We start from the raw sequence: 12312 nt of genomic DNA on the forward strand, positions 1-12312 counted from the left end.
CCGCCATGAGCGACCGCAATAGCGAACTGATCCGCCGCGACCTGAACGTCCTGTTCCACCCGACCACGCAGATGAAGGACCACCACGACGGCCTGCCCCTGATTCCGGTGGAGGAAGGCCGCGGGGCGTGGCTTAAGGACCGCGACGGCAAGTGGTACCTGGACGCCATCAGCTCCTGGTGGGTGAACCTGTTCGGGCACTGCAACCCGCGCATCAACGAGGCCGTCCGCGGCCAACTCGAGCGGCTTGAGCACGTGATCCTGGCCGGCTGCTCCCACGAACCGGCGGTGCAGCTGGCCGAGCGGCTGGTGGCACTCAGCCCCGAGGGGCTCGAGCGGGTCTTCTTCACCGACAACGGCTCCTCGAGCATCGAGGTGGCCCTGAAGATGAGCCACCACTACTGGCGCAACACCGGGCACCCGGAGAAGACGCGCTACATCAACCTCTCCAACAGCTACCACGGCGACACCATCGGCGCGCTGAGCGTCGGCGACGTGGGCGTGTTCAAGGACGCGTACGAGCCACTGCTCATGGAGCCGATCACGGTGCCGTCACCGGACTGTTTCCACCGCGAGCCCGGCACCAGCTGGGCGGAGCACTCCGAGCAGATGTTCGTCCACATGGAGGCAGCCCTCCAGGAGCACGGCCACGAGACGGCGGCGGTGATCCTCGAGCCCCTGGTCCAGGGGGCCGGTGGCATGCGCATGTACGACCCGGTCTATCTGCAGCGGCTGCGCGAGGCGTGCGACCGCCACGGGGTGCACCTGATCGCCGACGAGATCGCCACCGGCTTCGGCCGCACCGGGACCCTGTTCGCCTGCGAGCAGGCGGGCATCGCGCCGGATTTCATGTGCGTCTCCAAGGGCATCACCGGGGGTTACCTGCCCCTGGCCGCGGTCCTGCTCACCGAGCCGGTCTACCAGGCGTTCTTCGACGACTTCACCCGGCTCACCGGCTTCCTGCACTCGCACAGCTACACCGGCAACCCGCTGGCCTGCGCCGCGGCCCTGGCCACGCTGGGGATCTTCGACAGCGACGATGTCCTCGCCCGCAACCGCGAGACGGCACAGCGCATGGCCGAGGCCGCCGCGCCCCTGGCCGGGCACCCGCACGTCGGCGAGGTGCGCCAGCAGGGCATGATCCTGGCCATGGAGATGGTCCGGGATCCGGGCCTGAAGACCCCCTTCCCTTGGCAGGAGCGCCGGGGCCTGATCGCCTACCGCCATGCGCTGGAGCGCGGCGTGCTGATGCGCCCGATCGGCAACGTCCTCTACTGGATGCCGCCCTACGTGATCGAGCCCGACGAGATCGCACTGCTTGGCGAAGTGGCCGCCGAGGCCATCGACCGGGCCACCCGCGACTAGCCGCCTGCTGCCCGGTCACCGGGCAGCCCCGAGCACGGAGACCCCGTCATGCCGCGCCTCTACATCGCCCAGCCCTTGGCGGCCGACAGCGTCATCGAGCTGACCGCCGACGCCGCCGCCCACGCCCGGGCGCTGCGCTTGCGCCCTGGCGATACCGTGACCCTGTTCAACGGCAACGGCGGGGAGCACGCGAGCGAGGTGGTGGCCGTGGAGCGCCGGCGGGTGACGGTGCACGTCGGCGCCCACCAGCCCACCGAACGCGAGCTGCCGGCACCGGTGCAGCTCCTGCAGGCCGTGGGCAAAGGCGAGCGCATGGACACCGCGGTGGAGAAGGCAACCGAACTGGGCGTGAGCGAGATCGTGCCAGTCATGACCGAGCGCACCGTGGTGCGCCTGAACGATCCGCAGCGGGCGTCCAAGCGCCGGCGGCACTGGGAGGCGGTGGCCCGCGCGGCCTGCGAGCAGTGCGGCCGCAACACCCCACCGCGGGTGACCGAACCGGTCCCGCTGGGCCGGGCCTGGGCGCAGTGCGACGGCTATCCGCTGCGCCTGACCCTGGACCCGCTGGCGGAGCCGCGCCTCAGCGAGTTGACCGGGACGGCGGCGACCTCGCTGCTCATCGGCCCCGAGGGCGGGTTGAGCCCGGCAGAGCTCCAGGCGGCCGAGGCCCACGGGTACCGGCGCGGTCGGGCGGGCCCGCGGGTGCTGCGCACGGAGACCGCTGCGGTGGTCGCCCTCGCCGCGGTAGGCCTGGCCCTCGGCGAGCTCTAGCCGACGCCCGCCGAGGCGGCGCACGCCTGGGCCAGGGCGTCGGCGAGCTGCCCCTCGTCGTAGGGCTTGAGCAGCACTCGGGCGGCACCCAGCCCTGCGGCAGCGAGCCGCTCCTGATCCACGGCCCGCGTGCTCACGGCCACCAGCGTGCCGGCGTCAATGCCGGCCTCGGCCACCAGTCGCTGCAGCACGCCGAGGCCTTCCTCGTGCTGGAGCATCTCCATCTCCAGATCGACGAGCAGCGCCCGAGGCGTACCCGCCGCCACTGCGCGGTGGGCCTCCTCGAGCCCGGCGGCCCCTTCCGGGTCGAAGCCCTGGCGGGCCAGGCGATGCCCGGTGATCCGGCGCATGGTGCGCGAATCGTCGAGAACCAGGACGCGGGGCCGCGCGGAGGCCTCGCCGGCGGGCTGCTCCGGGGCCGACGCACCGGGCATCGGCAGGCGCAGGGTAAAACGGGTGCCGGCGCCCGGTGCGCTCTGCATCTCCAGCGTGCCGCCGAGTTCGTGGACCACGCCGGCCACCTCGTCCATGCCCATGCCGGCGCCCGGCTCACCCTCGGGGTCGAGGGTGGAGACGCCCGGCAGACAGATCAGGCTCAGCGCCTCGTCGTCACTGAGCGCCGCCGTGGGTTCGTTGGGGTCGTAGTCGGAGACCTGGCGCTGCAGCGCCTCGGAATCCAGTCCGGCGCCGTCGTCGCTGACCACCAGCAGCGCCTCGTCCTGGCCGTGGTGCAGGCTCAGGGCGACCCGGCCGACCTCGGGCTTGCCGGCGGCGGCGCGTGCCTCGGGGGGCTCGATGCCGTGGCGCACGGCATTGCGCAGCAGGTGCTCCAGTGCCGGTCCGAGGGCCACCAGGTGACCCTCGGGCAAAGTGCACGACGCCCCCTCGACCATCAGCTCGACGCGGCGCCCGCACTCGCCGGCAGTGGCGTGCACCAGGCGATCGAAGGCGTCGACATGCGGCTCTAGGGTCGCCCTTGCCGGCGCCGGGTCAGGCTCCGGGCTCGAGCCAGAGGGCCGGTCGGCGCCCGGGGCCGGATCGTAATCCGGCTGCGGTGCTTGTGGCGCCGCGGGGTCCAACCCCGGCTCGGCCGCTGCCTCGCCGGCAGGACCGGTGGAGGCGTCACCGCCCGCGTCCTCGGCGGGTTCGGCCAACTCAGTGGCCAGCGCATCGCCGAGGACCTCCGCGCCGGTACCGCTCTGCAGGCCCCAGGCGTCGGCGGTACTGGCCTGTGCGTCGCCGTCTTCGCCGGCCCAAAGCTCGCTGTAGTCGTAAGCCTGGGCTCCAGCGCTCGCCTCCGCGCCACCGCCTAGGACCTCGCGGCGCAGCACGCCGACGCTGTCGGCCAGCTGCTCAAGGCCGTGGCGCAGGCGCTGCCCGGTCTCAGCCGTGGCGCCGTCGGCCAGGGCGGTGGCCACCTCGCCCTCCAGCTCGTGGCAGCGGCTGAAGAACTCGGTGAGCCCGGCGAAGCGCGCCCCGCCCTTGAGGGTGTGCAGGATGCGCTGGATGGCCAGCCCGGCCTCCGGGTCGCCGGCGCGCCAGCGCTGCAGGGCGGCGCCGATCTGTGACAGCGCCGGCCCCACCTCGGCGTAAAACAGCGCCTGCAGATCGACGTCGCTGCGCACCAGTGCCCGCGCGGCCGACCCCGCCTCGTCCTCGACGGGCGCCGGCATGGCCAGGGTGGCCCCGGGCAGACGCCGGGCGGCGGCCTGGACCTGCGCGACCCGGCCGCTGCCCGGAGCCTCGGTCAGCGGCTGAAGCAACGCCTCGGCCATGCTCGGCTCTGGCAGCCCACCATCGGCGCCCTGCTCGACCAAACGACGCAGCTCGCGGTCGTAAGCGGCGATAGCCCGCTTCTGCACCGGGTCCAGGGTGTCGCCCTGGTCGAGCAGATCGAGCACGGCCAGCGCGCTCCAGCAGACACTGCCGGCGGCGCTGTCGCCCAAGGTGGCCTCCAGCGGCTCAAGGACACCACGCAGCTGCCCCAGCGCCTGGCGCTCATCACCGCGGATCAGCTCCAGGAGCCCGCGCTGGTAGGCCAGGCGACTGGTGCGGACGGCCTCCCCGCCGGCCCCGCCCGAGGCCTCGGGTGCGCCCGGATCGAGGCACTGGCGCAACAGCGCCAGGCTGTCGTAGCGCGGCCCGCCGCGGGCGCGGCGCAGGCCGTCGATGAGGCTGGCCAGTTCCGCAACCGGATCTTCGGCGCGGACGGCGATGCGTTCGATGGCCCGCGGCAGCCGCAGGACGGCGTCCATCAGCGCGGCGCGCAGCGGTTGGGCCTCCACCGCGGCCGTCTCCGGCGCCTGGTAGGCCCGCTCAAGATCGCCGGCGGCGGCACGCAGCTCGGCGCTGAGGTGTTCAAGCTCGCGCACGCCGACGAACAAAAATCCGCCATGCAGGCGCTGGAGCTCACCGTGGAGCGCGGTCAGCGCGCCGGGCTCGTCGCCGACTTCCTGCAGACGCACGGCCGCGGCGCTGACGCTGTCGCGCAGCTCGGGCAGCAGCCGGGTCAGCTCGCGCCGGGGGTCGACGCCGAGGGCCTTGGTTCGTCGCTCATCCATGGGTTGGTTACAATGCCACAAACCACTCAGCTGCCGTGAATCTGCCCATGAGCGCTCGACTCGGCGTCGTGATGGACCCCATCGCCGCCATCCACCCCCGCAAGGACTCCACCCTCGCCCTGATGCTCGAGGCCCAGCGCCGCGGCTACGAGCTCTGGTACCTACTGGCCACGGACCTCTACGCGGACGGCGGAGCCGCCTGCGGGCGCGGCCGGCCGGCAAAGGTCCGCGACGACGAGCGGGACTGGTACACGCTGGGCGAACCGCGGCCGATGCCCCTGGCCGAACTCGACACCATCCTCATGCGCGAGGATCCGCCGGTGGATGCCGGCTATATCAGCGCCACGCAGCTGCTGTCACTGGCCGAGGCGCAGGGGGTGCGGGTGGTGAATCGACCGGCGGCGCTGCGCGATGCCAACGAGAAGCTCTTCGCCCTGCACTGGCCCCACCTGTGCCCGGCCACCCGTGTGGCCGCCGACCCGACGCAGCTGCGTGCGTTCATCGCCGAGCAGGGCAAAGCGGTGCTCAAACCGCTGGATGCCATGGGGGGGGCCTCGATCTTCGTCCTCGAGGCGGGCGATCCGAACACCAGCGTGGTCCTGGAGACCCTCACCGACGGCGGCCGGCGCTACGCCCTGGCCCAGGAGTACCTGCCCCGCATCGAGGAGGGCGATAAACGGGTACTGGTCTTTGGCGGCGAGCCCTTCCCCCATGCCCTGGCGCGGATCCCGGCGCGGGGCGAGACGCGGGGCAACCTGGCCGCCGGCGGCCGCGGCGAGGCAGCACCGGTCACCGAGCGCGAGCGCGCCGTCTGCGCCGAGCTGGCCCCCACCCTGCGCGAACGCGGCCTGGAACTGGTGGGGCTGGACTTCATCGGCGAGCGGCTGACCGAGATCAACGTCACCAGCCCCACCTGCTTTCGCGAGATCGACGCCCTGTGCGGCGTCAACACCGCCGGCGCCTTCTTCGATCACCTGGAGGGCTCGGCATGACACGCCTGGTTTCCGCGGGCCGCGCCCTGGCGCTGGCGGCCCTGGCCGCCGCCATGGGGCTGGCCGGCTGCGCCGATGAGCCGGATTCGACCCGACTGCAGTTCATCTCCCTGGGCACGGAGGTGGAGATCCATATCCTCGATGCCGGCGACAGCGACGCCGAGGCGGCCGCCAAGGCGGCCCGGGCGGAGATCGACGCCATCAGCGAGGCCTGGGAACCGACTCGCGGCTCGGAGCTCGGGCCGCTCAACGAGCGGCTCGCTGCCGGCGAGGGCATGACCGTCAGCAAGGAGCTGATCGCCATCCTCGAGCGCGCCCGCGAGATGGAGGAGCGCACCGGCGGGCGCTTCAGCCCGGCCATCGGCGGACTCACCGAGCTGTGGGGCTTTTCCGCCCAGGACGGCCCGCTGGCCGAGCCGCCACCGGCCGAGGAGATCGAGGCCTGGGTGGAGCAGGCGCCGCGCATCGCCGACCTGAGCTGGGATGCCGATCGCTACGTGACCAGCAGCAACGACGCGGTGCGCATCGACCTCGGCGGTATCGGTAAGGGGTTTGCCGGCGAGCGCGCCATGGCCGCCCTGCGCGAGCAAGGGGTGCGCACGGCGCTGATCAGCCTCGGCGGCGATCTGATCGCCCTGGGGGCGCCGGCGGATCGGCCTTGGCGGATGGGCGTCCGCGACCCCCGGGCCGGCACGGTGCTCGCCGCCGTCGAGGCGCACGCCGATGAGAGCGTGTTCACCTCCGGCGACTACGAGCGCACCTTCACCCACGAGGACCGCCGCTACCACCATATCCTCGACCCGACCACCGGTTACCCGGCCATGGGCAGCCGCTCGATGACGGTGATCCACGAAGACCCGGTCCACGCCGACGCCGCGGCCACGGCGCTGTTCATCGCCGGCCCCGAGGACTGGCGGGCCCTGGCCGAGGCGCTGGAGATCCGCTATGCGCTGCTCATCGACCGCGAGGGCGTGGTCCGGATGAGCGAGGCCATGGCCGAGCGGGTTGAGTTGCGGGGCGAACCGGAGACGGTCCACGTCGAGTGAGCGAGGCACCAGCCGTGAACGACCCCGCGGTGCAACCGGATGACCGTCTGGGCATGGCGCTGTTCCTCGCCGTGGTGGCCCACGCCCTGGTGATCCTGGGCGTGGGGCTGACCTGGGAGGGCGACGAGCGCCCCCAGGATGCCTCGATGATGGAGGTCACACTGGCCTACGACGAGGCCGAGACCCCCCCGGAGGACGCCGACTACCTGGCCGATCTGGACCAGGACGGCGGGGGCGTGGCTGAGCAGGCGCAGATCCCCTCACCGGTGGCCGGCGAGCCGATCCCCGCCGTGGAAGCCCCCGAGCCGGGCGAACCGGCGGCCGCCCCTGAGGCGCGGGCCGAGTCTCTGATCGACAGCGAGCAGGCCGAGACGCCAACACCGCCCGCCGATGAGCAACCCCGGGCCGAGGAGCGGCCTTCGCTCCAGGATCTGCTCGACAGCCGGCGCCAGGCGGCCGCCGCCGAGGCGGCGGCGCTGCAGCAGCGGCTGAGCCAGCCCCGGGAGCCGACCAAGCGCTTTCTCAACGCCCGCACGCGCTCCCACGAGGCCGCCGCCTACATGGAGGCTTGGACGCGCAAGGTGGAGGCCGTGGGTAATCTCAACTACCCGAGCGAAGCCCGCGAGCGGGGGCTATCCGGGCAACTGATCCTCGAGGTAACGCTGATGCCGGACGGGTCGCTAGAGGACGTGCGCATCATCCAGCCGTCGCGCCACCGGCTGCTCGACGAGGCGGCGGTGCGCATCGTCCGGCTCGGTGCCCCGTACCCGGATGTACCCGAGGAGGTCCTCGAGGGGCAGGACCGCCTGGTGATCACCCGGACCTGGGCATTCATCGAGGGCCGGCGCGTGCGCGCTCAATAACTGCCTTGCCACCCTTGTCCCGGCTGCGCGCGGTGGCCGATACTGGAGCGCATGAGCGAGCAAACCGGACAAGGCGGGGACCAGCTGGGCAGTCAGTTCCTGATCGCTATGCCGGCCCTGGACGACCCGAACTTCGCACAGACCGTGACGCTGCTCTGCGAGCACAGCGAGGACGGGGCGATGGGCATCGTGGTGAACCGACCCACCGAAGTCACCCTCGGCGATCTGTTCCGCCACCTGGAGCTGGAGATCAGCGACGGCTGCCCGCAGGATCAGGTCGTCTACGCCGGTGGACCCGTGCAGCGCGAGCGCGGCTTCGTGCTCCACCCGGCCGGACAGGAGTGGAACGCCACCGCGCCGGTCTGCGAGGGCGTGGCCCTGACCACGTCGCGGGACATCCTCGCCGCCCTGGCGCGGGGCGAGGGCCCGGAGCGCTTCCTGGTGGCGCTGGGTTACGCCGGCTGGGGCGCCGGCCAACTGGAGGAGGAGCTGGCCCAGAACGCCTGGCTCTCCGGCCCCGCCGATGCCCGGGTCATCTTCGACACCGATACCAGCCAGCGCTGGCGCGCCGCGGCCGCGCACCTGGGTGTGGACATCGCCCTGCTCTCCTCGGAAAGCGGGCATGCCTGAGCCGCCCGGCGGCATGCTGATGGGCTTCGACCCCGGTGAGCGGCACATCGGCGTGGCCGTCGGCGAGGCCCTGTTGGGCACCGCCCGCGGCGTGACCACCCTCAGCGCACGCCACGGACAGCCGGACTGGGCGGCAGTCGCCGGGCTGCTTGAGCACTGGGCGCCGGCGGCGCTGGTGATGGGGCTGCCCAGCCACGCCGACGGCAGCGATGCCGACAGCACCGCCCTGGCCCGGCGCCTGGCCGGCCGCCTGCACGGGCGCTTCGGGCTACCGGTGCACACCATCGACGAGCGCCTCTCCTCGCGTGCCGCGGAGGAGCGGCTCGACCCGCGGCAGCGCCAGCGCGACCCGCAGGCCGTGCACGCCGAGGCTGCCGCGGTCATCCTCGAGACCTTCTTTGCCCAGCAAGGGGTGGCATGACTGACGCCGAGATCGACGTCCCGCAGTTGCTCGACACCGTCGCCGCGGAGATCAACACCGAGCTGGAGCGCCGCGGCATCCGCTCGCCGATCCTGGTGGGCATCCACACCGGCGGCGTGTGGGTGGCCCGCGGGCTGCACGACCGGCTCCTCGCCCGTCCGCCAGTGGGCACCCTGGAGGTCGCCTTCCACCGCGACGACTATGCGACCTCCGGGCTCAAGGCGGCGGTGCAGACCTCCGAGGTTCCAGTGACCCTGGACGGACGTGCTGTGCTGCTGGTCGATGACGTGATCCACACCGGCCGCACCACGCGGGCGGCGCTCAACGCCCTGTTCGACTTCGGCCGCCCACAGCAGGTGCTCCTGGCCGTGCTGGTCGACCGCGGTGGACGGGAGCTGCCGGTCCAGCCGGATGTCACCGGGACCCGGCTCGAACTCCCCGGTGGGCAGCGGCTCAAGCTGCGCGGCCCCGAGCCGCTGCGCTTCATGCTGGAAGGAGAGACGCCGTGAGCGTGCAACTCGACCCGCAGGGGCAGCTGCGCCACTTGGTCACCACCGAGGGGCTGCCCCGCGAGCTGCTCACCCGCATTCTGGATACCGCCGAGTCGTTCTCCGGGGTTCTCGGCAAGTCGGTCAAGAAGGTTCCGCTGTTGCGCGGGCGGACCATCATCAACCTCTTCTTCGAGCCGAGCACGCGCACCCGCACGACCTTCGAGCTGGCTGCCCAGCGGCTCTCGGCCGATGTGCTCAACATCGACGTGGCCACCTCCTCCACCAGCAAGGGCGAGAGCCTGCTGGATATGCTGCGCAACCTCGAGGCGATGCAGTGCGACGCCTTTGTGGTCCGCCACGCCGACAGCGGCGCCGCCGAGTTCATCGCGCGCCATGTGGCCCCCGGGGTGGCGGTGATCAACGCCGGCGACGGGCGTCACGCCCACCCTACCCAGGCCCTGCTCGACGCTTTCACCATCCGCCGCGAAAAGGGCCCACTGGAGCCGCTGACCATCGCCATCGTTGGCGATATCCTCCACTCGCGGGTGGCCCGCTCGCAGATCCACGCCCTGCTCGGCCTCGGCGCTGGCGAGGTGCGGGTGATCGGGCCGCGCACGCTGCTCCCGCGGGATATCGGGCGGCTGGGGGTGCGGGTCCACGAGGACATGGATGCCGGGCTCGACGGCGCCGACGTGGTGATGATGCTGCGCCTGCAGCGCGAGCGGATGCGTGGCGCCCTGCTGCCGAGCGAGAGCGAGTTCTTCGCCCGCTACGGGCTGACCGAGCGGCGCCTGGAGCGCACCCACCCGGAGGCCATCGTCATGCACCCCGGCCCGGTCAACCGCGGCGTCGAGCTCGACCCCCAGGTGGCCGACGGGCCGCGCTCGGTGATCCTGCGCCAGGTCACAAACGGCATCGCGGTGCGCATGGCGGTCATGTCCATGGTCCTCGGCGGGCAGGGCGAGATCCCCACCGAACCGATCGAGGAGGCGTCGAGTTGAGCCGCATCCACATCCACGGCGGACACGTCATCGACCCGGCCAGCGGCCTGGACGAGCCGCGCGATGTATTCATCGCCGACGGGCGGATTCTCGCCGTGGGCACGGCGCCGGACGGGTTCGCCGCCGACCGGGCCATCGACGCCACCGGGCAGCTGGTCCTCCCCGGCCTGGTGGACCTGGCCGCGCGGCTGCGCGAGCCCGGCGCCACGCGCAAGGGCGGCATCGTCCCGGAGAGCCGGGCGGCGGCGGCCGGCGGGATCACCACCCTGCTCCTGCCCCCGGACACCCGGCCAGCCATGGACACGCCGTCGGTGGTGGAGCTGGTGCACAGCCGCGCGCAGGTGGCCGATGCCGCCCGCGTGCGGCCGCTCGGGGCGCTGACCCGCGAGCTCGATGGCGAGTACCTGGCCGAGATGGCCGCCCTGCGCGACGCCGGCTGCCCGGCGGTCTGCGACGGCGGCCGCCCCGTCGCCAACACCCTGGTGTTGCGGCGCGCACTGGACTATGCAGCCACCTTCTCGCTGCCGGTCGTCCTCACCCCGGAGGATCCGAGCCTGGCCGACAGCGGCCGCGTCCACGAGGGCGAGACCGCCACCCGGCTGGGGCTGCCCGGGCAGCCGGCGGCGACCGAGACCGCCGCCGTCGGGCGGATCCTGGCCCTCGTCGAGGAGAGCGGCAACCCGGTCCACCTGGGCCGGCTGTCCACGGCGCGCGCCGCCGCCATGGTCGCCGAGGCGCGCCGGGCACAGCTGCCGGTGACCGCCGACGTGGCCATCCACCAGCTGCTGTTCACCGAACAGGACTGCGACGCCTACAACACCGCCGCCCACGTCCGCCCGCCGCTGCGCACCGCGCAGGACCGCGACGGGCTGCGCCGGGCGGTGGCCGAGGGGGCGATCACCGCCATCTGCTCGGACCACCAGCCCCACGACCCTGACGCCAAGATCTGCCCCTTCGCCGACAGCGAACCCGGTGTCAGCGGCGTCGACACCCTGCTCGGGCTGACCCTGCGCCTGGTCGACGAGGGGCTGCTGTCGATCGCCGAGGCGGTCGACCGGGTCACCCTGGGCCCGGCCCGGGCGCTCGGCCTGGAGGCCGGCACCCTGACGCCCGGCGCCGCCGCCGATGTGGCGGTCGTCGATCCGCGACAGACCTGGCGGGTGACCCCCGAGAGCCTGCACAGCCGCGGCCGCAACTCCCTGGTCCTGGGCCAGGAGCTGGCCGGCCGCGCCACCGCCACCCTGGTCGCCGGGCGCATCGTCTATCCCCGCACCCCGTGAACCGAACCGATTCGGAGGCAACCGTGAGCGCTTCGCCCAACGTCGTCGATGTCACCATCGAGAATTTCAAGGAACAGGCCATCGATGCCTCGATGCAGCAGCCTGTGCTGATCTACTTCTGGGCGCAGTGGTGTGAGCCCTGCAAGACCCTCAGCCCGCTGCTGGAAAAGCTGGCCGATGAGTATCAGGGCGGCTTCCGCCTGGCCAAGGTGGACTGCGACCAGCAACAGCAGCTGGCCACGCAGGTGGGGGTGCAGAGCCTACCCACCGCCCTGCTGGTCAAGGAAGGACAACCGGTGGACCAGTTCATGGGCGCCGTCCCCGAGGGGGAGCTGCGCCAGTGGCTGGGCCAGTACGTGGAGGCCCCCGAGGCGGACCCCTATGAACAGGCCCGGGAGCTGATGAGCGAAGGCCGCTCCACCGAGGCGGTCCCGTACCTGCGCGCTGCCCGGGAACAGCGTCCCGATGAGGCCGGGGTCACCATCGACCTGGCCCGCGCGCTGCTGCAAAGCGGTGACGCCGACGAGGCCTTCACGCTGGTTGAGGGGCTGTCTGCCAACGATCAGCAGGACCCGCGGGCGCAGGGGATCCTCGCGCGCAAGGAGTTTGCCGAACGGGTGCGCGACCTGCCCGCGCTCGAGGCGCTGGAGCAGCGTGTGGAGGCCGACGCCGGCGACGGCCAGGCCCGCCTGGAACTGGCCTTGCGCCTGGTGGTAGCCGGCGGCGAGCTGGAGGCCCTGGACCACCTGCTCCACCTCGTCCAGCGCGACCCGGAGCGTCGTGACGAGGCCCACCAGGTGGCGCTCCAGGTCCTCGGCATGCTCGGCCCCGAGCACCCGGAGGCGCGCCGCTACCGCCAGCGGCTGTTCCAGCTGCTGCACTGAGCGGGGGC

The 12312-nt window shown here is 72.6% G+C and carries 12 protein-coding genes; 11 read left to right on the forward strand and 1 reads right to left on the reverse strand.

All coding sequences use genetic code 11. From position 1 onward, the window contains the following. Positions 1-5 precede the first annotated feature (5 nt). Both LRG07_RS04775 and LRG07_RS04780 read left to right on the forward strand, forming a co-directional pair. A complete protein-coding gene (locus LRG07_RS04775; RefSeq protein WP_238641895.1) occupies positions 6-1364 on the forward strand; it encodes an adenosylmethionine--8-amino-7-oxononanoate transaminase in 1359 nt (452 codons plus the stop codon). Positions 1365-1412: 48 nt separating this feature from the next. Beyond that, positions 1413-2135: a 16S rRNA (uracil(1498)-N(3))-methyltransferase gene (locus LRG07_RS04780; RefSeq protein WP_238634773.1), complete on the forward strand. Its 723-nt coding sequence runs from the start codon at positions 1413-1415 to the stop codon at positions 2133-2135. Here the strand turns inward: LRG07_RS04780 and LRG07_RS04785 are convergent. Next, positions 2132-4696 (reverse strand): ATP-binding protein, encoded by a 2565-nt coding sequence (locus LRG07_RS04785; protein ID WP_238641896.1) that lies wholly within the window; start codon positions 4694-4696, stop codon positions 2132-2134. The two genes, LRG07_RS04780 and LRG07_RS04785, sit on opposite strands and share 4 nt — an antisense overlap. Before the next feature lie 47 nt (positions 4697-4743). On the opposite strand from LRG07_RS04785, the gene gshB reads away from it, so the two are divergent. From gshB to trxA, 9 genes are read left to right on the forward strand one after another with little or no spacing between them, the layout of a single operon-like run. Further along, entirely contained in the window at positions 4744-5688 is a 945-nt protein-coding gene (gshB, locus tag LRG07_RS04790) for a glutathione synthase (protein ID WP_238641897.1), read from the forward strand. Continuing rightward, the gene (locus tag LRG07_RS04795; RefSeq protein ID WP_201169540.1) at positions 5685-6734 is read left to right on the forward strand and encodes an FAD:protein FMN transferase; all 1050 of its coding nucleotides are present in this window, start codon (positions 5685-5687) and stop codon (positions 6732-6734) included. Before gshB ends, LRG07_RS04795 begins: the two co-directional genes overlap by 4 nt. Before the next feature lie 14 nt (positions 6735-6748). Further along, entirely contained in the window at positions 6749-7597 is an 849-nt protein-coding gene (locus LRG07_RS14030; protein ID WP_238641898.1) for a TonB family protein, read from the forward strand. A 51-nt stretch (positions 7598-7648) separates the two neighbouring features. Then, positions 7649-8227, forward strand: coding sequence for a YqgE/AlgH family protein (locus LRG07_RS04805; protein WP_201169546.1), 579 nt, complete (start codon positions 7649-7651; stop codon positions 8225-8227). Next, entirely contained in the window at positions 8220-8648 is a 429-nt protein-coding gene (ruvX, locus tag LRG07_RS04810; protein WP_238641899.1) for a Holliday junction resolvase RuvX, read from the forward strand. The genes LRG07_RS04805 and ruvX overlap by 8 nt, the downstream gene beginning before the upstream one ends. Then, positions 8645-9157, forward strand: coding sequence for a bifunctional pyr operon transcriptional regulator/uracil phosphoribosyltransferase PyrR (pyrR, locus tag LRG07_RS04815; protein WP_238641900.1), 513 nt, complete (start codon positions 8645-8647; stop codon positions 9155-9157). The genes ruvX and pyrR overlap by 4 nt, the downstream gene beginning before the upstream one ends. Next, positions 9154-10140, forward strand: a complete 987-nt coding sequence (locus tag LRG07_RS04820) for an aspartate carbamoyltransferase catalytic subunit (RefSeq protein WP_201241867.1) — start codon at positions 9154-9156, stop codon at positions 10138-10140. Before pyrR ends, LRG07_RS04820 begins: the two co-directional genes overlap by 4 nt. After that, positions 10137-11420: a dihydroorotase gene (locus LRG07_RS04825; RefSeq protein WP_201169558.1), complete on the forward strand. Its 1284-nt coding sequence runs from the start codon at positions 10137-10139 to the stop codon at positions 11418-11420. Before LRG07_RS04820 ends, LRG07_RS04825 begins: the two co-directional genes overlap by 4 nt. 23 nt (positions 11421-11443) lie before the next feature. Beyond that, positions 11444-12304, forward strand: a complete 861-nt coding sequence (gene trxA / locus LRG07_RS14035) for a thioredoxin (RefSeq protein WP_201241869.1) — start codon at positions 11444-11446, stop codon at positions 12302-12304. Positions 12305-12312 lie beyond the last annotated feature (8 nt).

This window comes from Halorhodospira sp. 9622, from assembly GCF_022228025.1.
GTDB classification, from domain to species: Bacteria; Pseudomonadota; Gammaproteobacteria; order Nitrococcales; family Halorhodospiraceae; genus Halorhodospira; species Halorhodospira halophila_A.

What these genes read in the sequence shown, in the direction of transcription:
- gshB (WP_238641897.1), top strand. Translation starts at nt 4,744, where the DNA reads ATGAGCGCTCGACTCGGCGTCGTGATGGACCCCATCGCCGCCATCCAC.
- LRG07_RS04780 (WP_238634773.1), top strand. Translation starts at nt 1,413, where the DNA reads ATGCCGCGCCTCTACATCGCCCAGCCCTTGGCGGCCGACAGCGTCATC.
- pyrR (WP_238641900.1), top strand. Translation starts at nt 8,645, where the DNA reads ATGACTGACGCCGAGATCGACGTCCCGCAGTTGCTCGACACCGTCGCC.
- LRG07_RS04805 (WP_201169546.1), top strand. Translation starts at nt 7,649, where the DNA reads ATGAGCGAGCAAACCGGACAAGGCGGGGACCAGCTGGGCAGTCAGTTC.
- ruvX (WP_238641899.1), top strand. Translation starts at nt 8,220, where the DNA reads ATGCCTGAGCCGCCCGGCGGCATGCTGATGGGCTTCGACCCCGGTGAG.
- LRG07_RS04775 (WP_238641895.1), top strand. Translation starts at nt 6, where the DNA reads ATGAGCGACCGCAATAGCGAACTGATCCGCCGCGACCTGAACGTCCTG.
- LRG07_RS04795 (WP_201169540.1), top strand. Translation starts at nt 5,685, where the DNA reads ATGACACGCCTGGTTTCCGCGGGCCGCGCCCTGGCGCTGGCGGCCCTG.
- LRG07_RS04785 (WP_238641896.1), bottom strand. Translation starts at nt 4,696, where the DNA reads ATGGATGAGCGACGAACCAAGGCCCTCGGCGTCGACCCCCGGCGCGAG.